Source organism: Chitinophaga sp. SVR4-12A (assembly GCF_056754765.1).
This window is the reverse complement of record NZ_JBPGWP010000001.1, coordinates 6,299,490-6,322,386: the sequence shown is the minus strand read 5'-3', so window position 1 is coordinate 6,322,386 and position 22,897 is coordinate 6,299,490. Positions and strand designations below refer to the sequence as shown.

The following is a 22,897-nucleotide window of genomic DNA, read 5'->3' as shown; positions in this document are numbered from 1 at the left end:
ATTTATAGATGATCCGCTTACTCTATTTCTTTCAGCATTTCCTTCACCGCCGCTTCCAGCTGTGTATCTTTTCCAGCTAGAAAATCTTCATAGCGCAAAGGCACCCGTATATCCGGCTCTACCTGCAGGTTCTCCGTAGGACGGCCTTCCTTACCGATCGTAGCTATCATCGGGATACCGAATACCAGCGAAGGATCGATCTGCCTCTCCCACCATACCGCCGTTCCGGTACCGGCTACCGGCATACCGATCAGCTTACCAACATGCCCCTGTTTATAGACGTAGGGGAAGATAAACGCATCGCTGTAATTGCTTTCGCTCATCAGCACACAGCTGGGGCGCTGCCACTGGCCCTGCGGTTCGCCGCCTTTCAGTTTCTCTCCCTGCGGGGCAAATTCCAGGTACTTCTTACCGCTCAGGAAATTGTACAGGTCATCATGCAGCCATCCACCGCCGTTAAAGCGGGTGTCTACGATCAGCGCCTGCTTTTCACGGTTCTTGCCCATCACTTCATCGTATACAGAACGGAAGCTGGCATCGTTCATCCCTTGTACGTGCACATAGCCTACTTTGCCGTTACTGAGGCGGTCCACCATTTTACGCATGTTATTGATCCAGCGTTTATACATCAGTGTTCCTTCGTCTCCCTCGCTAATGGGTTTCACGGTCTCCTCCCAACGGGTTTTGGTGGCAGGGTCGTAAATGCTTACCAGTACATTGTTACCGGCTTTGCGGTTCAGCAGGGCTGCCCAGTCAACCAGCGTACTAACCGGTACGCCGTCTATCTTTTCGATCACGGCGCCTTTCCTCAGTTTGCTGGCGGCTTTATCAAAAGGCCCTCCGGCGATCACTTCATCCACTTTCAATCCGTCGGCTTTGTACGTTTCGTCATACAGCAGGCCCAGGGAAGCGGTGTTGTCGCCATCCGTACGCTGCGGACTATAACGGCCGCCGGTATGCGATCCGTTCAGCTCTCCCAGCATTTCGCTCAGCAGCTCCTGGAAATCATAGTTATTGCTGATATGCGGCAGAAAACGGGCGTAATTATCGTGGTACATTTTCCAGTCCATACCGCGGATCGTGGGATCATAGAATTTCTCTTTCACCTGTTTCCAGGCATGATCCAGTATATATGCACGCTCTGCTTCCTGGTTCAGGATCATTTCTGATTTGATGGTGACAGGCGTGATCTTACCGGAAGCAGTTTCCACTTTCACCACACTGCCGTTATTGCTTACAAACACGGTATTGCCGTCCTTGCTCAGGGCAAGGCTGCCGGGGCTACCGCCCAGTTTAGCCAGGATCTTTGTATCGCCGGTACGCGGTTCTGTTACCCACAGATCATAGCCTTTCTCGAAAGATGCCGTGTAATACAGCTTACTGGCGTCTTTATTCATCACATAATCACTGATAGAGGCGCTGTTGATAGTTAAGCGCAGTACCCTGTTCTCCAGGTTATCAAAATCCGGGGTAAATGGTTTCTTTGGGGCAGCAGTATCCTTCGCCTTTCCAGTGCTGGTATCCTTCCCTTTTGCCGCGTTGTCTTCTTTCTCCTTCAGCAGGTTGAACTCATCTTTTGTGAGCTTGTATTTATCATACGTTTCCTGGTCAAAGAATACAGCGTATATATCTGTTTCCCGGCTGCCTTGCCTGGCCAGTGACTTACGGCCATCGCGGCTGGTTTCCCAGGTAAGCATACGTCCGTCTGCATACCATTTGCTGTTAGACTCACCAAAACCACTGTTCACAGGGTAGATGATCGAACCTTTACCATCTACAGGCAGCAGGGCGGCATTGCGCGAACCGAAGAAGCCTTGCTGATCATCTGTTACGATCCATTTGCCATCCGGGCTCCAGGTAAAGCTCCAGTCGCCGTCTGAATAAGAATGGTTGTGCCCTTTAGGCAATATTACACGGGTTTTACCGCTTGCCACCGTAAATACTTTCAGCACATTACGGTCTTCTACATAGGCGATCTCCTTGCCATCCGGGGAGAATACCGGCTGATATTCTTCAGCAGGTGTAGCGATCAGCGGTTCTTCCTTTAAAAGGGTGGCGGCAAAGAAATAGGGATCTTCTTTTCTTACGATAGTGCTCTGGTAAATATCCCAGTTGCCGTTCCTTTCAGCGGCATACACCAGTTTCTTGCCATCCGGCGACCATTCCACCATTCTTTCCTGCTGCGGCGTACTGGTTACCCGCTTGGTCATATTACCTTCTACGCTGCTTACAAATACTTCCCCGCGGGCGATGAAGGCCATTTCCTTTCCACTAGGGCTCATGGCGAATTCTGTAATATTGCCGCTGATAGGAAAGTATTTCTCGATACCTGCGCGGCCGTCGTTGAAGATCTTCACGCCTATTTTCTTAGGCTGCTCTCCTTCTTTCAGCGTATAGATCTCGCCGTTATAGGTAAAGCATAATGTATTGTTCGCAGACCTGGATAAATGCCTTACAGGATGCTTATCAAAACGGGTGAGCTGCTGTGCTTTCCCTTTCTCTGCCAGCGAGGCTTTGAACAGGTTCTGGGAAACGCCTCCGCTTTCGCTCAGGAAATAAATGGTGTTATCATCACCAAACACCGGCTCGCGGTCTTCTCCTACATAATCAGATACCTGCTGGTAAGTGCCTTTTGCAATATCAAATACCCATATGTCCCGGGTAACAGCAGATACATGATGCTTGCGCCAGGGGTCTTCATAGCCTTTACGGTCCTGGAACACCAGCTGGTCTCCTTTTGTATTATAGTGTGCAGACTCTGCACCCGCTGCGCTCAGCAACACTGCCCGGCCGCCTGTGAGCGGTACCGTATACAGGTTATTGAACAAGCGCGGTGAAGCAAAACGCACGCTGGCGGCAGGTGCATTACGTCCGCTGCCAAACAATACCTGCTTGTTGTCCGGTGTAAAATCATAAGGATAGTCAGCAGCGCTGTTGGAGGTAAGCCTTACCGGTGTTCCGCCTTCTGCAGGCATCACAAACACGTCGAAATTGCCGTAACGGTCGCTGGCGAATGCCAGGTACTTGCCATCATGGCTCCACACAGGCATCATATCCTGCGCTTCGTGGATGGTGAGCGGAACGGCCACTCCCCCATTGGCATCTACCCGGTAAATATCTCCCCTGTAACCGAAGGCAATGGTCTTGCCATCTGGTGAGATCGCCGGGTACCTGAGCCATAAAGCGTTGTCCTGGGCATAGGTAGCTGCGGCCAGGAGGCAGGCCGCACAGGCAGTAAGTAATCTTTTCATAAAAATGTAAGCGTTCAGATTTTGTTAAAAGCAGCGGGGTTACCGGCTGCACCCTTGTATTGGTTGATCGCAAAATATGAAAAACGGGGGTTTAAAGGAAAGCATAATGACAAGTGGCGTTTTCAGCGGATGAAATCCCGCTTCCTTTGCCCAAAACGGGGGTCCGTCTCTACACTGATCACTACTAAACCCGCTATGGTACAGGGTTCAGGTCTACACTGGCATAACTTATGTATTTGATTTATAAATAAAATTATTGGACTATGAGAGTGATAGGAACTAAAACACACGGGTGCCTTGACTATATCGTTGGCATCCTGTTAATCATTGCCCCTTGGGTGCTCGGCTTTGCCAACGGGGGCGTTGAAACCTGGCTGCCGGTCATCCTTGGCGCAGGCACTATTTTATACAGCCTGCTAACAGATTATGAGCTGGGTGTATGGCGGATGATCTCCATGCGTATCCACCTGGCCCTTGATATGATCAGCGGTCTGTTACTGTTGATTTCTCCATGGCTGTTCGGTTTTGCTGACTATATCTGGGCGCCGCATGTTATTGTGGGCCTTGTTGAAATAGGCGTAGCCCTGATGACTGAAAGGAGACCTCATACGCAAAGCAAACATGTTCATCATGTGGGACCGGCACACTAAGCATTTATAAAAAAAGAAGCACTGTTTTCATACAATGCTTCTTTTTTTATTTTGTAATTTCACAACCATGTCAGCGCATCCATACACCATCGTCAACAACGAAAAAGAGATGCAGTTCGAAATTGCATTGGAAGGGGAAAAAGCTTACCTCACTTACCGTTTCTATAAAAAGGATATCGCCTTCATGCATACCACCGTACCTAAAGCGCTGGAAGGCAGGGGTATTGCCAGCGCATTGGCAAGGGAGGCTTTTAGCTATGCAGCAGCCCATCATAAAAAGGTAATGGTATACTGTCCCTTCGTAGCGGGGTTTGTTAAAAATCACCCGGAATACCGCCAGCAATTAGACCCGGAATATCATCGTCACGGCTAAGTAAAATTTAAAAAAAACAGAATTTCTAATCTACTATTTATCAACCTATAATAGCATATTTTGGCTATCGTCACCGCCTGCACGCTTTGACGACTGGCATAATTTTCGATATTTGTGGGCTAATCGTAAACACACAGCAAAAATTTTTACCATGAAAAAGTTATTGATAGCACTTGCTGCAACAGCGGTATTCGCTTCCTGCCATAATAACGCTGATAACGCAGCAGCTATTGAAAGCGCAAAACAAGCCGCCATTGACTCCGTAGTAACAGCGGAGAAAGTAAAAACAGAACATGAAACAAAGGCCGCCAGCAAAAAAAGAAGTACTGCTGCAGCTCCTGCCAGCAGCGACAATAGCACTGCCAGCACATCATCTGCAGGTACTGCTGCCCCTGCAAAGAAGAAAGGATGGAGCCATACCGCTAAAGGCGCTGTAGTAGGCGCAGGTGCAGGCGCTATCACCGGCGCTGTTGTGAACAAGAACGACCGTGTTAAAGGCGCTGCTATCGGTACTATCGTAGGTGCAGGTATGGGCGCAGGCATAGGTGCGATTGTTGACCACGAGAAGAAGAAAAAAGAAGCGGCTAAGCAATAAGCAATATTAACCGTCTGATATATAAAAAGGGTGTCTCTATGAGATACCCTTTTTTATTGTATGGTGCTGTGAGCTGTATTGTATTATACCTGCTTAAAACATCCGTATTGCTGATCAAACCAGGATAAATCGCATTCCAGGTGCTTACGGTCCCAATTACCTGTATTGGCGCAAGCCTCATAAGTAGATTGCAAAAAGGCCAGCAATGTTTCTTCGGGGTTATCTGCCTGTTGTACCACATCGTAGTGAAGCAGGTACTCACCCATTTCTTTACTATAGAAAGCTTCCGCAGGTTGAACAGCCTGTTCACCAAATGCCTCGTTACCCGGGTAACAATAAGCATAGAAAGCCACATGCGGATACTGCTCACTGCCAGGCCAGAATCCGCAGGAGCTTACCTCTTTGGAATAAGACTCCTGCATTACCTCCGCTGGCATATTGGGCGCCTGCCCGGGGTGCAATGGTGCATCTCTGCCAGAAAACCTGGTAACCGCCAGGTCAAAGCCGCCCCAAAAGAAATGAACAGGACTGCATTTACCGATAAAACGGGATCTGAAACGGGTGAGTACATTGTGGACCTTCACAAGCGCCTGCCAGTAATCCTCCATTTTCTGCCTGTCGTATGGACGCTGTACATGATCTTCCTCAAAAGGAACGGCTCCTTCTATTTCGCTGGGCATGTTGTAGATGGAGACAGATACTCCTGCTGCCTTTAATTTCCCGGTCACCTCCCTGTAAAAGTCTGCTACTGTCCGCGCGGTTAACTCCACTATTTCCCTTCCGCCGTTGCTGGTAGTGATCAGCAGCTGATGGTGCTGGAAATCGAAATCCATCTGGAAGATCCCATGCTCATAAGGCATACTTCCTGAGCTCAATCCCTGGGCCGTAACATACAAGGTAACATGCCAGGAATGATTTAACCAGGGCATCTTCCGAAGGCGGATCTTTCCTACTATCTGCGTCCACAAATGAACCCCTGCCAGTGTGCCTTTCAGTTCGTCAAATTTCAACACGGGCCATTTGTCCTGCTTTAAAGATACACCTTGCATAGCTTAACCATTAAGAATGAGGAGATTAGTCTTTACATGGTAATTTACTGAAAATATACCCTCCACATACCCCCTGCCTTTTTTTAATATTATTTTAGCAGCTTTCTCCTTGCTTTATCCTTGCAGTATCCTTGCTCTATCCTTGCTTTATCCTTGCTCCGGGACCTTTTTGTTAAAATAGTATCATTAAACTGACCCTATCTGCTACAATACCAACTGCGTATGCAGTTTTTTCAATGTTTCTTCCGGGTTATCGCTGAGTCCCGAATGGACCTTGGAGGTTTGCAAAATAGTGCTCCGGGTGGCTGTCAGCCAGCGGAAACGTAACGAGAGATCAAGTTGTGCGATAGGCCCGCCTTCTTTACTTCCCTGGCAGATCAGCTCAAAAGCGCAGAGGTAAGCCCTCACTTCGCCAAGATCTGTATGCGGGCAAAAAGCGCGCAACCGCTCTTCATCCAGCGTGAAGATGCATTGCAGGAATTTCTTGTCCTTACAATAAAGGATCACACCCACATTCAGGAATTCTTCGCGTTCCACGCGGGGTACTATGCGGATAACAGCGTACTCAAATAAGAACTTTCCTTGCATGTTGTGCTTCATTTACAAAAACTGCGGATGATGCGATCCGTGTTAATAAAAATTGTGTATATACTTCCCTGCCCTCTTCCGGTGTGGCTGCCTGCGAGGCGTCGTTGAACCATTCATCCGGCACCAGTGATACGATCGCGCGGATCCGTTCTTCTGTCAGTATCCCGCGGAACAAGGTATCTGCCTGCTCCAGTGCTGAAGCCTGCGGCAACAGTACATGATCCTTTACCTGTACAAAAGGCCTTTGTGCATGTTCTTTCCAGTTATGCCAGGTATGATGGAAGTATAAGGATGCGCCATGATCTATCAGCCATAACGCTTTATGCCACATCAGCATATTGGTATTGCGCGGCGTGCGGTCCACATTGGTGAGCAGGCAATCCAGCCATACAATGCGCGAAGCCAGCTCCGGCTCGATCTTAGTAACTGCAGGATCATAGGTAATGGATCCCTGCAGGTAATGCACCGCAAGGTTAAGCCCTACACTGGCCTTGAGCAGATCCTGGATCTCCTCATCGGGCTCCGTACGCCCGAAGGCGGTATCCAGTTGCGCAAATACGATCTCCGGCACTTTCATACCCAGTGCGCGTGCGATCTCTCCTCCTATCAGCTCGGCTGTCAATGCTTTAACACCTTGCCCCGCTCCGCGGAATTTCAGCACATATAAGAAGCCGTCATCCGCTTCCGCAATAGCAGGCATTGAACCACCTTCCCGCAATGGTGTTACATAGCGGGTTACATTCACAGACCTTATTTCGGGTTGATGATTTTCCATAAATTCCGGGAAATATAAATCAAATTTTTGTACCTTTCCGTACCATATCTGCGAACCTTTACACTATGAAGAAAAACCTATCTATGAAAAAACCTGTTTTCATTTCCCTTATCTTATTGTTATTCATTCACATTGCTGCGATCGCGGGCGACATTACGCTTCCCCCGGTAGCCGACTGGATAAAGTTCACTACCCCGGTACAATCACTGGGATTGACTTTAGCAGCCGAAAACAACCCTTCCGGGGAAGGCTATACGCAAACGGCTGTTATAGACGGCGTACCGTGCAGGAAGATCCCTGCAGGCAAATTTATGTATGTCACCTGTAACCGCAATGCCGTACCCTCTACCGCCAGGCAGCTCATCCTGACTGTCACTTATTATGACAACAGCATGAACTACCTGTGGATGAATTACACCCGCTCAGGCGCAGGCTGGGGTGGCGCCGACTTCAAGAAGACGAACACCAAAAAATGGATCACCCGTATCATTGTGCTGAACGATGCAGGACTGGATGGCTCTATGGGTTACGGCGGCGATATACGTATGGGCTTCGGCAGCGAGGATAACTACATTGCCGATATCTCTGTATACATCGGTGCATTAAGCCCTGAAACACAGCCCATCCCTGCAAAGCCCAACAACCCGGGCTCAGAGTTCAAAGGCAAATCATTTGCCGGTTACCAGCTCTGGCATGAGGCCGGCAGCAAGCCGGAAGACTGGCGCCACTGGGCTTACGGCAAACTACCCGCAGCAGGCAGGGGTAATCATAATACAGAAACATTTCCCTACCTGGCAGACTACCAGGACAAATCCGGCGTGGCCCTCTACCCTACCAATTTCGCTAACCTGGGCAATGGCAGTCCTGCAAAACTGTATAACTCAACTGATAAAGGAGTAATAGACGTCCAGCTATCGCTGCTGCAGAAGGCCGGTTTCGATGGCGTTGCCATCCAGCGTAATGCACCGGTAGGCAGGGATATGAAATATACGGCCACAGACGATTATTATATCCATATCAAAAATGCCTGTGAAAACAACCGCCGTTATTTCTATGTGATGTATTGCATGCCCGATGTCAACAACGGCTCACAATCATTAGACGAGCTGGTAGAAGGCATTAAACGCGATTGGGTGTACCAGATGGAACAGATCTATGCGCTGACTTCCTCTCCTTCCTATGCCACGGTGAACGGTAAACCCGTAGTAGAGCTTTGGGGATTGGGCTACAGCACCATCCTGGTAAATAAACCACAGGCGCTTGAACTGGCTAAGTTCTTCAGGGATCGCGGCTGTTATGTAATAGCTGGCGTACCGCGCGACTGGCGCCTCAGGAACGAAGGCTCCCGCACTGATTTTGAAGAAGTATACAAAGCTTATAACATGATCTCTCCCTGGACAGTAGGCGCTTACAGCGATGCTGCCGGAGCAGATAACTACAGGGCCAATTACATGGTTCCTGATAAAACTTATTGTAACCAGAACGGTCTCGATTACTATCCTGTGATTTTTCCAGGTAGCGCCTGGTCTCAACATGTTTCCGGGTATCCGAATGATACCAAAAGGAACGGCGGACAATTCCTCTGGAACCAGGCCCGCAACATCAAGAGCATCGGCGCTACCTCTATGTATTTTGCCATGCTGGACGAGTTTGAAGAATCCACCAACATCATCTCCTCCGCGGTAGACTACTTCGATATTCCCACAGACCAGTACTTCGGCACACTGGCGCAGGATGGTATCTGGACCTCTTCCGATTACTATCTACGCCTGGCCGGAGCTGCCGCCAGGATGCTGACCAGTGCCACTGCTCCCATGGAAATACCGGTGCCATATTCAAATGGTCCTGTATACTACCGGAACAGTTTCGAAAGCCGTGTAGCCAATTGCGTTATCAATGGCACTCCACAGGATATTGTAACGCCTATTGACGCCTGCTTCTATCAGAACGCGCTGCTATCGAGCCGTGGGGTCAGCAATACCAGCACTACCATCGTAAAGGGACAGTCTGCCAAAAGCGGCGCTTACGCAGTTAAGATCGATGGTACTGCTAACGGCGCAGCTGATTATTATTATAAGATAGCTGCCACTAAAATACCGGTGAAAGCCAATATGCAGCTGAGCTTCTGGAAATATACCGTGAACGAAGCGGGCAGGTACACCTCCGTAGATCTTGCTTTCAAATCAGGCAAAGTGTTGCGTGATCTGAGCGCTTACCGCGATAATAATGGCACAGTGATGCATCCCAACGCAGGCCGGGGTTCCATCGGCACATGGCAGAAATTCAGCTGCCAGATCGGTAAAGGAGAACTGGTGGGCGATGAGATCAGCGGCATCATCATCGCTTACAGCCGTACTTCTGCCAGCGGTAATTTCAGCGCCTATTTTGATGACATCATCATTGAAGACGCCATCGAATCAGACACCGGTACTACCACCGTCGCTCCTATCGGCAGCCTGATCTGGCTGACAAACAGCGGCAAATATGTTTGCTCTGAGAACGGCGCCGGCCCTATGAACTGTAATCGTGCTGCCTTAGGCCCCTGGGAACAGTTTGAAGTAGTAGACGCAGGCGATGGACTGATTGCATTGAAGGGCAGCAACGGCTCTTACGTTACCTCCGCCAGCCCGATGTATTGCACCAACGTTACCATTAACAGCAACACAAAATTCAGGTGGATCAAACTGGGAGAGAACAGCGTAGCATTACAAAGCCCCTCCGGCCAGTATGTCTGCTCTGAGAATGGCGCCACCGCCATGAACTGTAACCGCAACGCTATCGGAGGCTGGGAAACCTTTAACTGGGGAACGATGAATAGTGCTGCTAAAACCATGGAGCCGGTAATGGTAAAAGCCACCGTTACACCTATCCCCTCTTTCAGGCTCTATCCCAATCCCGCTACTGAAAATGTGATCATCGACTATGAGCTGAAAGAACGCGCGCAGGTAAGCATTGATATCTTCAATTTGCAGGGAGCAACGGTAAAAACAGTGAAGAAGATCTCCGCTGCAGGTGCACAGCGCATGAATATTTCTGTAGCAGACCTGCAACCGGGCATGTACCTGGTAAGGATCAGTGCGAATGGGGCAACAGAGACGAAGAAACTACATATATTCTAGTCGTTAGTCATAAGTCGTAAGTCGTTAGGGAATGCAGCGGGTATATCTTCGCTACGATCCCTAACGACTTACGACTTACGACTAACGACTTACGACTTACGACTTTTATCATTTAACCCGCGGCAGACCGATAATAAAGGTGGCGCCGTTATTCAACTCGCTCTCGGCTGTAATAAAGCCATTGTGCTGTTCCATGATCTTCTTGCAGATAGACAAACCTATACCGGATCCTTCTATTTCATGATAGCTGTGCAGGCGTTTGAAAACAATGAAAATGTCTTCCAGGTATTTCGTCTCAAACCCGATACCATTATCCTTTATATAGATGTTGTAATAGCTGGTGTCTCCGTTCCCATTGATCATTTCCTTTGGCGCCGCTTCCTGTTTGGCATAGATATGTACCTGCGGTACACCGTCCTTTTTGCGGAACTTGATAGCGTTGCCGATAAGGTTATAGAACACCTGCTGCATTAGTGTAGGAATGGCATATACGGCGGGCAGTGGGTCTATCATTACCTGTGTGTTTGTTTGCTGTATCTGGTGATCCAGCTCCTTCACCGCTTCCTGCACAACACCGTTCAGGTTCACCTCGGTGAAATCGCCTTTACTTACCGAATGCCGGGAGAAGCGCAAGAGGTCGTTCACCAGCTGCTGCATCCGTTCGGTGGCATTGGTGATCTTCAGGATATGCTTATCTACTTCGTCTACATTCGGCTTTTTCTGCAGGATAAGATCACTGAACATACGGATCTTGCGTAAGGGCTCCTGCAGGTCGTGCGAGGCGATATAAGCAAAACGGTCCAGCTCTTCGTTAGCGGCTTTCAGCTGCATATTGTTCTGCATCAGCTGGCTGTTCAGTTGTCTTACCCTCAGCTCGGAAGCTTGCCGTTCTTCTATCTCCCGTTCCAGGGATTGCGTTTTACGGTACAGCTCTACGAACAGGCCCACCTTTACCCGTAACAATTCGGGGTTCACCGGCTTATAAAGGAAATCAACCGCCCCTGCCTTGTATCCTTTGAACATGTCTTCTTCGCCATGGCTGAAAGCTGTAATAAAGATAATCGGGATATTCTTCAGCTTTTCACGCTGATAGATCATGGAGGCAGTTTCAAAGCCGTTCATATCCGGCATTTGCACATCCATCAGTATAAGGGAAAAATCGGTTTCCTGGAGCAGTATTTTCAATGCTGCTCTCCCGGAACTGGCTTTGACGGTAGTATAGTTCTCGCGTTCCAGTATAGAGGATATAGACAGTAGATTATCCTGCCGGTCGTCTACCACCAATATTTTAATTTGATCTTTTTCGTGCACACCGTCTATTTTTAAAATAATATTCATAGCAGATCATCTGTATAGCCAGATACGCATCAGCGATAGCAGTTGATCAATTTTCACAGGCTTGGTGATATAATCCGATGCTCCTGCTTCCAGGCATTTCTCCCGGTCGCCTTTCATTGCCTTTGCAGTTACCGCGATAATAGGAAGCGCGCTGTTCTTGTGCTCCCTGCGTATTTTCTGCATCGTTTCATAACCGTCCATCTCCGGCATCATGATATCCATCAGTACAATGTCAATCTGGTTGTTCTCGGTCATGATGTTGATAGCTTCCTTACCACTTTCCGCAGTGATGGTATTGATCTGGTACCTTTCAAACGCGGTGGTCAGCGCAAACAGGTTTCTCACGTCATCATCCACTACCAGCACGTTCTTATGGAGCAACACATCCTTTTTAGAACGGAGGTCTTCGATGATCTTACGCTTCTCCTGCGGCAATACCTGGTGGTTCAGATGCAGTTGCATCACTGTTTCCTCCAGCAGCAATTCAAGGGAGCTACTGCCCTTTGTCAGAATCTTGTTTGTGTATTGTTTAAGCTTAGACTTCTCCATGTTGGAGAAATCTCTTGCTGAATAGACGATAACAGGGGTACCGTTATGTTTATTCATGGTATATATCGAGGATATAAACTCTGTCCCTTCAATATCAGGTAGGGTGTAGTCGGCAATAATGCAATCATACAAATTATTTTTGATTTGTTCAAGCGCAGATCTTCCATCCGCTGTCACTTCGATTTCGATGAGGTCGTCATTATCAAGTATACGGGTGATCTGGCCAGCGTCTGTTTCATTATCCTCTACCACCAATACCTTCTTATGCTTGCGGTTATCCTGCTCCAGGATAGCCTTGAACAGTTCGGTCAGCGCTTCCGTCTTCATCGGTTTCAGGTTGAAGCTGCGGGCCCCGCGCTGTAATGCCAGCTGCCGGTTCTCTTCACCGGAGATCAGGTGAATGGGAATATGCCGCAGGTTTACATCATTCTTGAAAATGTCGAGCACCCGCCATCCGCTGGCATCTGGCAACTTCACGTCCAGGGTTACGGCAATGGGGCTGTACTTATTGGTAAGGTCCAGCACCTCTCCGAAGCTGGTAGCTACTACCACTTTCAAATCCATTTCATGGGCCTTTTCCTGCATGATCTTGGCAAAGCGCACGTCGTCTTCCACGATCAGGATCACCTTATCATTATCTACGATATGCGTTCTGTCATCTCCCGTTTCATTGATGATCTCGTTCAGGCCTTCCAGGTCCCTGAGTTCGGCAGCCCGGATAGTGGGTACGGATCTGATGGCTGATGTATCATCGCTTTCTTCCAGTTTATATTCTCCCGCCTTCAATGTGCTGGGCTTTTCCTTTATGATGCCAGCCGCATTGTAACCCAGTGGCAGGAAAAGTGTAAAGGCGCTACCTCTGCCCACTTCGCTCTCCAGCTCGATAGACCCGCCGAGCAGATCGGCCAGGCCGCGGCTGATGGAAAGCCCCAGACCGGTGCCGCCGTATTTGCGGCTGGTAGAACCTTCTGCCTGCTGGAACGCTTCAAATATGATGTTCTGTTTGTCCTTAGAGATACCGATACCGGTGTCCCTGATCTCGAAGGCCACTACACGATCTGCATTATCCAGGCTGGTGTTGGCAGTCTTCCAGTTGTGCCTGGCCTCGTAGATGCGTAAGCGTACCTCGCCTTTGTCTGTAAACTTGAAGGCATTGGAGAGGAGGTTCTTCAGGATCTGGTTCAGGCGCTGCACGTCTGTTTCTATGGTTTGCGGCAGCTGCTCTTCAATAGAGATGCTGAAGCGCAGGTTCTTGTTCTCTGAGATATGCTTGAAGGTAGTTTCCACGAAGGAGATCACCTCGCTGAAACGTACCGTGATAAAGTCTGTAGAGATATAGCCGGATTCGATCTTCGAAAGGTCCAATATATCATTGATCAGCTGGATAAGGTCATCACCGCAGCTGTGGATGGTTTTAGCGTAGCGTACCTGTTTTTCGCTCAGGTTGCCTTCATGATTCTCATACAGCTGCTGCGCCAGGATCAGCAGGGAGTTCAGCGGGGTCCTGAGCTCATGCGACATGTTAGCCAGGAACTCCGATTTATATTTAGAAGTCAGCTGCAGCTGTTCGGCTTTTTCTTCCAGCGATCTTCTCGCCTCTTCCACTTCCTTGTTCTTGCCTTCCACTTCCTCTTTCTGTTTCACCAGCAGGTGAGCTTTATCCTGCAGCTCTTCGTTGGTTCTTCTCAGCTCATCGGCCAGTGATTGCGACTGCTCCAGCAGAGCTTCTGTCCTGGAGTTAGCCTCGATCGTGTTCAGTACGATACCGATACTTTCCGTCAGCTGGCTGAGGAAGTCCAGGTGAGTTTGGTTGAAATTCTCGAATGAAGCCAGCTCGATTACCGCCTTGATCTGTGTTTCAAACAACACCGGCAGCACTACCAGGTTCAGCGGCGGCGCCTGGCCCAGACCTGAGCTGATCTTGATATAATCGCCGGGTACATTGGTCAGCAGGATCTGTTTCTTTTCAACAGCACACTGCCCTACCAGGCCCTGTCCTAACGCAAATTCCCTTGACAGGCTCTCTTCTTCGCCATAGGCATAAGCCGCAAAAAGTTTCAGCTTGGGGTTAGACCATTCATCTTCCTGTTCCAGTATATAGAACATACCCTTCTGTGCATTCACCACCTGGGCCAGCTCTGAAAGGATACGGCGGGTTACCGTGTTCAGGTCTTTTTGTCCCTGCAGCATCTGCGTAAAGGTAGCCAGGTTGGATTTCAGCCAGTCCTGTTCCTGGTTCAGCAGCGTGGTCGTCTTCAGGTTGGCGATCATCTGGTTGATGGTATCTTTCAGCTCTTCCACCTCACCTTTTGCCTCTACGCGGATCATCTGGGTAAGATCACCTTTCGTTACCGCTGATGCCACCGCCGAGATGGCGCGCACCTGTGTGGTCAGGTTTTCTGCCAGCTGGTTCACGTTCTCCGTCAGGTTCTTCCAGATACCGGATGCGCCGGGCACACTTGCCTGGCCGCCCAAACGTCCTTCTACACCCACTTCACGGGCTACGTTGGTTACCTGGTCGGCAAACACGGCCAGAGTGTCGATCATTTCATTGATGGTCTCTGTCAGCTGTGCCACCTCACCGCGTGAAACGATGGACAGCTTCTGTTTCAGGTTACCGGTGGCCACGGCGGTCACCACCTTGGCGATACCGCGCACCTGGTTGGTCAGGTTGAAGGCCATCATGTTCACAGAGTCTGTCAGGTCTTTCCAGGTACCGCCCACGCCCTGCACTTCTGCCTGGCCGCCCAGCTTACCTTCCGTACCAACTTCACGCGCCACACGCGTTACCTCGAAGGCGAAGGAGTTCAGCTGGTCCACCATCGTGTTGATGGTATTCTTCAGATCGAGGATCTCTCCTTTTACGTCGATGGTTACTTTTTTAGACAGGTCACCGGAGGCCACCGCTTTCGTTACTTCCGCGATGTTACGCACCTGGGAGGTAAGGTTACCCGTCATCGAGTTCACGGAGTCCGTCAGGTCTTTCCAGGTACCCGCCACACCGGGCACAAATGCCTGTCCGCCCAGCTTACCGTCCGTACCTACCTCACGCGCCACGCGGGTCACTTCCGAAGCGAATGCGCGCAGCTGGTCCACCATCGTATTGATCGTATTCTTCAGTTTGAGGATCTCTCCTCTTACGTCCACTTCAATTTTACGGGAAAGGTCACCGTTGGCCACGGCCGTGGTTACCTCCGCGATGTTACGCACCTGGGAGGTCAGGTTGGAGGCCATGATGTTCACGGAATCCGTCAGGTCTTTCCACAGGCCTTTTACTCCCGGCACATCTGCCTGTCCGCCCAGCTTACCTTCAGAACCCACCTCACGCGCCACACGGAACACTTCCGAACCGAAGGCGTTCAGCTGGTCCACCATCGTATTGATCGTGTTCTTCAGCTCGAGGATCTCTCCTTTTACGTCCACCGTGATCTTGCGCGACAGGTCGCCCTTGGCCACTGCCGTCGTCACTTCCGCGATGTTACGTACCTGGGCCGTCAGGTTGGAGGCCATCTGGTTCACAGAATCCGTCAGGTCCTTCCAGGTACCGCCCACACCCTGCACCTTGGCCTGGCCGCCCAGCTTACCTTCCGTACCTACTTCCAGCGCCACACGGGTCACTTCCGAAGCGAAGGAGTTCAGCTGGTCCACCATCGTGTTGATCGTGTTCTTCAATTCCAGGATCTCTCCACGCACGTCCACGGTGATCTTACGCGAAAGGTCGCCCAGGGCCACCGCCGTGGTCACGTCTGCGATGTTACGCACCTGTGCGGTAAGGTTACCGGCCATCTGGTTCACGGAATCTGTCAGATCTTTCCACACACCTCCCACGCCTTTTACTGTGGCCTGGCCGCCCAGCTTACCTTCCGTACCCACCTCACGCGCCACACGCGTCACTTCTGAGGAGAAGGAGTTCAGCTGGTCCACCATCGTGTTGATCGTATCTTTCAGCTCCAGGATTTCTCCTTTTACATCCACCGTGATCTTCTTGGAGAGGTCACCCCTGGCCACTGCTGTTGTCACGTCCGCGATGTTACGCACCTGGGCGGTAAGGTTATCCGCCATCTGGTTCACGGAGTCTGTCAGGTCTTTCCACACACCGGCCACATCCTTTACTTTGGCCTGGCCGCCCAGCTTACCCTCAGAACCCACTTCCAGGGCCACACGGGTCACCTCACGGGAGAAGAGGTTCAGCTGCTTCACCATCCCGTTCACTTCTTTGGCGATACGGGCAAACTCCCCCTGCAGGATGTGATCCTCGATCTGCAGCGGCATCTCTTTTGAGAGGTCGCCTTTTGCCACAGAACTGATCACATTCGCGATTTCTATCGTAGGGTGAACAAGGTCAGATATTAATGTATTAATAGAAAGCACGGCTTCATTCCACGATCCTTTTGCCGTACGGGGCATGGATACACGGTGATTGAGCTTTCCCATTTTGCCGATAGTGTTCCGCGCCAGCAGCAATTCTTCCACCAGCATTTCATTCAGCGTGATGATCTCGTTCATCGTATCACAGATCTTTCCCGTGAGCCCGAGATTATCTACGGGCATACGCGCACTGAAATTTCCGTTTTTCACTTCTGAAAGCACCTGTAAGAGCTGATGCGGATTCAGCTCATCGTTCGATACTATCTCAGCCACCGGCGTGGATTCCGGCGCCACAATTTTTTTTCTAGTTGCCATTCCCCAGATTGTTAGAATAAGAAATTTGTATGCGTAAGTTAGCTCATCTTTACCTCACTTTAAAGTAAATTTCCCTCCTCTTTTTGTGCTACTTTGTTAAGTCTTCGCAATCTTTTCATTTTGCTGTTCTTATGAGCCGACTCAGCAATAAGCTTTGTTGGGGTTTGAAGGGGCTTGGGGAAATATTTGATGTAACCGGGGCACTAAACCACCCCTACCCTCAGGGCCTTCAGGCCACTCAGGCCCTGCAGATCTTCCAGCTCCAGCTCTTCCAGGTCATTATGCAGTACGCCGCTTTCCTGCAGGTAGCGCATATAAGGCAGATAGTCGTCCACATCTTTACTGCTGAAATAGATCAGCGCGATCTTCCCGGGTTGGGTAAGACGCTCGTTCGTATTGCGGATATGTACCTTATCGATCCGTTTCTTGATCATCTGGTAACGGATATTGTAGGTACCTTCCACATCAAAGCGTTTTTCGTCTGCACGGAAGCTGATGTCTATCGTGTGGTTATGGGCAAAGATCAGTTGCGTAGTATGCAGTTCCCTTGGCAGATCCGGTATCAGTGAGCGGGTCAGTTTGGCAATAGCCGCCATGGATGACAGCTGCCACAGGCGAAGGTTCTTGAGATGGAAATGATCAAAAGGTTTGTCTGGTGCAATGGACTGGCCAATGTAAATATCATATTCTATCCCGTCTGTTCTGAATTTCTCAAAATAACAGGGATAGGATTGTTGCAGTGTATGCTTCTCCGTTTCAAAATAGCTGTTTACGGCGCTGTTGATCATCTGCATGGAGGTTTCCAATGCCTGCCGGTTCTCATGGATAGCGCCATTACCGCTATGGATGAGCTGTATATATTTTTCGATGATCTCACGGGTAGCCGGCTCCTGGTGGGCCAGATGCCGCAGGTAGGGCACAGTTCCCTCCGTCAGGAAGAAGTTCAGGTTGGTCTCTTCTGTTGGGTTCAGCTGTTCCTGGGCCAATACCTGTTGCCATTTCTTACAGTTAAAGATGGTTTCTTCCATCAGGGAAGAATGGTGATGTTGCTGCAGTCCCTGGAGCATGTCTGACAGCAGGTTTAAATGCACATCCAGATCGGCCTTTACAGCCGTGTTCCTTTCTATGGTAGAATTCCTGATATCAATGGATCCGTAAAGCGGGTATACGTCGCTAAAGAGGATACTTTCCACTTTCGCGGGCACATTTTTCTTTTGCTGCATCATGTAATGCCAGGCAGCCTCGTTGAATTTCCATTGTACAGCGGGCTGTATGGCGGTATACTTCTCTTTTACGATGTTGTCGATCTCCAGGTTAAATTCATCAATATACACCTGCAATAGCTGTGTGATAGGCCCCATGGCGGGTTCCAGCAGGGCCAGCGTTTTTTCGTCGAAGGTATCGTCGCCCCAGGTATGAACACCCAGCACGCCTACGAGCACATTGTTCTGCAATACCGGCATCAGGGCCAGTGATCTCACGCCGAGGTCCTGGAACTGTTTGAGATAGGGATCGTTGTCGTATTCTTTTTCCGTAGTCTTAAAAATATCCTGGGAGAAAAAGAATTCAGGATGTTCCGCATAGTATTTTGCTTCTTCGCTGAACTCTTTTGGTGTAAGGTTATTCTCGCCCCACACAGCGAACAGTACCCCGGTGCCTCCTTTTACAAAGCCATACACCGGTTCGTTGTTCACTCTTACAAAGGGGAAAAGGTCGAACTCAATTTTATTACTCCTGACCAGGGTTTTGAGGGAACGGATCACGCTTTTCTGGCTTTCTCCCTCATCATTGGCACTACGGTTCAGGCGTACCTGCAGTATATTCTTTACTGCCATCTGCTGGGTGATATCCACTACCTTTAACATGGCGATGCCCCTGAAGCGGAAAAGATTCAAAGGCAGCATGTTTTCCAGTATCTCATAGCTGGCGCCTGCACTGAGGTGGGTATAGAGCGCGCTGCAATCCAGTTCAGGCAGTTCTCCGTTAACGGTTACGTCTATAAAGTCAGTATCGATATTTACGGCGTAGTATTCCAGCAAACCGGTTTCCGTATTGACACCCGCATGAACGAGGCCTGTCTTTACAGGCACTTCAAAATTGTACAATCTTTTCAGGATATAGGAATACACCAGCTGCAGCCTTTCACGATGATAATCTGCAGGCCCTTTTTCCGTTACATACACTTCCTGTCCTCCTTTGCGTCTTCCCAGCAGCTCATACAGTAACTCGGTTCCATAAAAGATGATGGGCTTCCGGAAGGGAAAGCTGAGCCCCCAGGCCAGTTCCTGCTCTGATTGCAGGGCCGGTGTGAAGCAGGCATATAAAAGCTCCAGTAAAGGCTCGTATTCATGTATCTTATCAAGTGGTATCTCCTGGTCGTAGATCCCCTGTTCTTCAAATCGCTGCAGTACGTTTTTATAGAATGCACCTTTAACGGTCTGCTCGATGTCAGCCATTTTCCTGATACGGTCTATAACTGGCTGAAAGGAAATCTCCGCATCAATGGGTAAGGAATAGGCCCGGTTGCCGGAGACGTCAAATATGGAACTTTTCATGGCGGGTTGTTCTCTGTGGGTCAAAGGTAGGGAATTGAGGGGAGAAGTTGTTAGCCGTTCTCAGCCTGCTTGTTAAAACCGATCGTTCTCCGCTCTTCATGTACGGGGTTAAGCAGTTGCTTGAGATATTCGAAGATTAATTGTATGTCACCGTCGTGAGCCGTTACGTTTTTTTCTAATTGCTCGATTTTTAATAAAATATCCTTGTGCGTAGAAAGCATCTCCCGCATCTTTACGAAAATCTCGATGAGAACGAATACTTACCTGGATAGCCCTTTCACTACGCAATACATTTGCCAACATCAGCACTCCGTGCTCCGTGAAAGCGTAAGGAAGATGACCTCCCAGATGCTTTTTAGAAGGTATCGCAAAATGCGATACCATAATCTCAACTTCCTCATTGCTAAGCTGGAACATAAAATTTTCCGGGAATCTTTCAATATTTCGTTTTACCTGTTCTCTCAATCGTATTGGCTTTACGTTATACAGCTCTGCAAGATCCTTGTCCAACATTACTTTATGTCCTCGAACGTTATATATTTTGCTGATCAGCATCTCATTCGATAAAGGTATTTCTTTGCCCTCTTTATTCATGAATAATAAATTTTAAGAATATTAAAATGGTTGTAACAATGGACTGGGAGAATCATACTGCAAGCACAGTATCATTCCAAACCATAGAATTATTATAGTGAGATATGTGAGAGAAAGCTAAGGGGCACAAACAATCAGGGCAATCAGCCGTCATCTCACCTTCAACTTCTCCAACATCGCTTCCGAGACCTCATCCGACGCGCTTCCATACCCGGTCACCAACACGCCTTTCAAGCCACCTTTTGATGCGATCGCATACACAGCTGCTTCATCTCCCGGATCAGAATTTCCCTCATACCTGTAAACATCCACAATTGAAAAATCATCCAGGTGGATCTTCTCTTCACCATGCGCCAGGTGGTCACCCACTATATTAAAGTCTACAGTAAATCCTTGTTTCCGTAAAGCATCAATTGCATTGGAAACGGTGTCGTAATGTACTTTACCCATATGAAGCTGTTTTACTCAAAGATATGTTTTTTAGCATCTTATGCAAACAGGAAAGCCCGCTCCTTTCAAGCGGGCTTTTGATATATGATAGACAGTAAATGGTCACTCCCGTACGATCATCAGCTTTTGCGTAAGCGTCTCGCGACCTGTATTAATACGCAGAAAATACAATCCGCCCGGCAGATGGCTGACAGGAATAGTGGCCCTGCCGCCGTCCAGGTTGATCAGCTGATGCCCCACGGCTTCACCGCCTGCGCTCAGGACGGTTAAATAGCCCATTCCTTTCAGCGTATTGCCAAACTGGATAGTAGCCGTATTACTGGCAGGCTGGGGAAATACCTTTACCTGTTTTGATAACTGGTATTTCCCGTCTGCCAGGATCCGCATAAGCGTATCGCCCACTTTATGCCCCGTACGCAACGATGAAGCAGTATCGCTGATGATGATATCATCAAAATATGTTTTGAAGTTGCCCGTTTCGGCGCCATGATCATAGGCGATCATGATCCGGTCAATAGTTTTCCCGTTTAGCCAGTTGCCGATATTGCAGACAATACGCTGCCAGGTGTTCACCGTACCATGCCCTGCGCCGGGATGCATGGAAGTACCGTTCTGGTCTACGGCTCCTATATCCCGCAGGGTGGTACCATCTGTCATGAGCAGGTCTACTGTGGCATAGCGGGAGATGGCGTTGGTGGGGAATGTCCAGAAGCTTAGCCTGGTAGCGGCGTTTACCGGGATGTTCACATCGAACACACGGAAATAATAATAAGAACCGCCGGTGGCCGCATTATCTGTACCGGATATACGAATAGCCGACGTGCCCAGGTGACTGGTTTCCCCTGTTACTACCCCGCATAAGGGATTGCTCACATTCCTGGGAATGGAACTTGGATCTGCACTGTTGGTCCAGGTAGGAACCGCATCATAATCCGTTTCTACGCTGGTGCGAAACCAGAGCGGCGCCGTTGAATAGGGAATGGTGACATTAGTAGTAAGCGGCGCAGTGCCCTTCAGCACTTTGGTAGCCTGCCCGGTGAGGCGCAGGTAGAAATCGCCGGACAAATAGGTACCATCTGCACTGCTGGTCAGGAAGTACTGGTTGTTGGGGACCGCAAAATAGCTGTCCGCCATTTTCATGATGTTAGTGGCTTCATCATATTCATCGAACATGGCCACGTAAGCAGTGTTCATGCCCAGGTTCTTAATATTGTAGAGCTGCCGCCAATAGAATTCACCCTTGTTACGGGGAATCTGGTTACGCGTTCCACCGTTCCAGTTACTCCAGGCAAAGCCGGAAAAGATCACCGGCTGGTAATCGATACCGTTGGCGTTACAGTATGCAAGGTCTGGCTGCAGTAAATTGGTTTTGAAATTATCCGCACCGGCATTGTCGCCGAAACGGCCTACAGACCAGGGGGAGAGCATGTCAAAAGCATTGTAAACCTGGCTATAGCCAGTATAGGAGTCATTGGTCTCTGTACGCCAGTAGGTAGGCACTCCACCGATCACGTAATATCCTTTTGCCTTTAACCAGTTGATAATGGCCAGGCTGGCGGCGGGTGCGTTCAGTCGGTGATTAAACCCGAAGCCCCAGATACAGATCACCGGCTTGCCATCCTGGTGAGCGTAATAAGGGCTGTTCACCACGCCCAGGTCATTTTCTATGTGCAGCCAGTCATTTTTAAAGAAGGTGGTATCATCTGCCGCCATATCATACATGATATAGAAGATCCGCTGGTATTTCTCAGCAGCGCGGCGCATGCGAACGGTGATGCTGTCGCGGTTGTCCTTGAAAACCCCGTCACGGGTTTCTCCAAGAAATCGCTGGAGGGCTACCCCGTCTATGCCCGACTGCTGCATCCATTTAAAATGCAGGTCTATGGTAGCGGCAGGATAAGAAGAGAACAATTGGGCTGGCCGTCCGTCACTAAGGTTGCCCAGGTTGGTCTGGAACATCACGCCGGAGGGATATTCCGTAACATCCGGGTAGGCTTCAAAGGTAACAGCCCCCGGCGCCGGGCTACCGGCGGGAGAGTTGTAGGGCCCGGACGACCAGTGCCGCCAACGGGCTACCGGCGAGCCGTCGCCATAACAGTTAAACCACCCCTGGTAGCCGCAGATCACTTTACCGGTTACTGATTGTGCAGGAGGGGCCACCTGGGCGTGGAGGATAAAGGCACTACCGCAGAGCTGGGCAGTGAACAGTACAAAACGGGTCAATTTCCTGATCATAGGACGTGGAAGTTTGGTGAGACCCTAAGATAGTGTTACACGCTTAACAGGAGGACTAATAAAGCACTAATTGCCGGGAGAATGGCTGATAAA

14 protein-coding genes are annotated in these 22,897 nt (G+C 49.5%); 4 read left to right on the top strand and 10 right to left on the bottom strand.

The genetic code is table 11. The features are described from left to right. Nucleotides 1-17: 17 nt before the first annotated feature. Complete coding sequence (locus ACR9Y8_RS25515; protein WP_481216083.1) at nucleotides 18-3,251, bottom strand: S41 family peptidase; 3,234 nt, start codon at nucleotides 3,249-3,251, stop codon at nucleotides 18-20. 263 nt (nucleotides 3,252-3,514) lie between these two features. Here ACR9Y8_RS25515 and ACR9Y8_RS25510 point away from each other — a divergent pair, with 263 nt between their 5' ends. The 3 genes from ACR9Y8_RS25510 to ACR9Y8_RS25500 all read left to right on the top strand — a co-directional run bounded on the left by ACR9Y8_RS25510 (nucleotide 3,515) and on the right by ACR9Y8_RS25500 (nucleotide 4,869). Beyond that, the gene (locus ACR9Y8_RS25510; RefSeq protein ID WP_481216082.1) at nucleotides 3,515-3,901 is read left to right on the top strand and encodes an SPW repeat domain-containing protein; all 387 of its coding nucleotides are present in this window, start codon (nucleotides 3,515-3,517) and stop codon (nucleotides 3,899-3,901) included. A 67-nt stretch (nucleotides 3,902-3,968) separates the two neighbouring features. Next, nucleotides 3,969-4,274, top strand: a complete 306-nt coding sequence (locus ACR9Y8_RS25505) for a GNAT family N-acetyltransferase (RefSeq protein WP_481216081.1) — start codon at nucleotides 3,969-3,971, stop codon at nucleotides 4,272-4,274. A 151-nt stretch (nucleotides 4,275-4,425) separates the two neighbouring features. Then, a complete protein-coding gene (locus ACR9Y8_RS25500) occupies nucleotides 4,426-4,869 on the top strand; it encodes a glycine zipper domain-containing protein (RefSeq protein WP_481216080.1) in 444 nt (147 codons plus the stop codon). Between the two features lie 83 nt (nucleotides 4,870-4,952). On the opposite strand, the gene ACR9Y8_RS25495 is transcribed toward ACR9Y8_RS25500, so the two are convergent. The 3 genes from ACR9Y8_RS25495 to ACR9Y8_RS25485 all read right to left on the bottom strand — a co-directional run bounded on the left by ACR9Y8_RS25495 (nucleotide 4,953) and on the right by ACR9Y8_RS25485 (nucleotide 7,281). Beyond that, entirely contained in the window at nucleotides 4,953-5,918 is a 966-nt protein-coding gene (locus tag ACR9Y8_RS25495) for a DUF5996 family protein (RefSeq protein ID WP_481216079.1), read from the bottom strand. Between the two features lie 204 nt (nucleotides 5,919-6,122). Then, complete coding sequence (locus tag ACR9Y8_RS25490) at nucleotides 6,123-6,506, bottom strand: DUF3037 domain-containing protein (RefSeq protein ID WP_481216078.1); 384 nt, start codon at nucleotides 6,504-6,506, stop codon at nucleotides 6,123-6,125. After that, the gene (locus ACR9Y8_RS25485) at nucleotides 6,484-7,281 is read right to left on the bottom strand and encodes a HipA family kinase (RefSeq protein ID WP_481216077.1); all 798 of its coding nucleotides are present in this window, start codon (nucleotides 7,279-7,281) and stop codon (nucleotides 6,484-6,486) included. Before ACR9Y8_RS25485 ends, ACR9Y8_RS25490 begins: the two co-directional genes overlap by 23 nt. 83 nt (nucleotides 7,282-7,364) lie before the next feature. Between ACR9Y8_RS25485 and ACR9Y8_RS25480 the strand changes: the two genes are divergently transcribed. Then, nucleotides 7,365-10,400: a T9SS type A sorting domain-containing protein gene (locus ACR9Y8_RS25480; RefSeq protein WP_481216076.1), complete on the top strand. Its 3,036-nt coding sequence runs from the start codon at nucleotides 7,365-7,367 to the stop codon at nucleotides 10,398-10,400. A gap of 108 nt (nucleotides 10,401-10,508) precedes the next feature. Here ACR9Y8_RS25480 and ACR9Y8_RS25475 read toward each other — a convergent pair whose 3' ends face one another. The 6 genes from ACR9Y8_RS25475 to ACR9Y8_RS25450 all read right to left on the bottom strand — a co-directional run bounded on the left by ACR9Y8_RS25475 (nucleotide 10,509) and on the right by ACR9Y8_RS25450 (nucleotide 22,804). Next, complete coding sequence (locus tag ACR9Y8_RS25475; RefSeq protein ID WP_481216075.1) at nucleotides 10,509-11,738, bottom strand: sensor histidine kinase; 1,230 nt, start codon at nucleotides 11,736-11,738, stop codon at nucleotides 10,509-10,511. A 6-nt stretch (nucleotides 11,739-11,744) separates the two neighbouring features. Beyond that, entirely contained in the window at nucleotides 11,745-16,970 is a 5,226-nt protein-coding gene (locus ACR9Y8_RS25470; RefSeq protein ID WP_481216074.1) for a HAMP domain-containing protein, read from the bottom strand. Nucleotides 16,971-17,173: 203 nt separating this feature from the next. Beyond that, on the bottom strand, nucleotides 17,174-19,525 hold the full coding sequence (locus ACR9Y8_RS25465) for a GAF domain-containing protein (protein ID WP_481216073.1): 2,352 nt from the start codon (nucleotides 19,523-19,525) through the stop codon (nucleotides 17,174-17,176). 147 nt (nucleotides 19,526-19,672) lie between these two features. Beyond that, nucleotides 19,673-20,119, bottom strand: a complete 447-nt coding sequence (locus ACR9Y8_RS25460) for an ORF6N domain-containing protein (RefSeq protein WP_481216072.1) — start codon at nucleotides 20,117-20,119, stop codon at nucleotides 19,673-19,675. Nucleotides 20,120-20,269: 150 nt separating this feature from the next. Next, the gene (locus ACR9Y8_RS25455; RefSeq protein WP_481216071.1) at nucleotides 20,270-20,569 is read right to left on the bottom strand and encodes a hypothetical protein; all 300 of its coding nucleotides are present in this window, start codon (nucleotides 20,567-20,569) and stop codon (nucleotides 20,270-20,272) included. Between the two features lie 102 nt (nucleotides 20,570-20,671). Beyond that, entirely contained in the window at nucleotides 20,672-22,804 is a 2,133-nt protein-coding gene (locus ACR9Y8_RS25450; RefSeq protein ID WP_481216070.1) for a T9SS type A sorting domain-containing protein, read from the bottom strand. Between the last annotated feature and the right edge of the window lie 93 nt (nucleotides 22,805-22,897).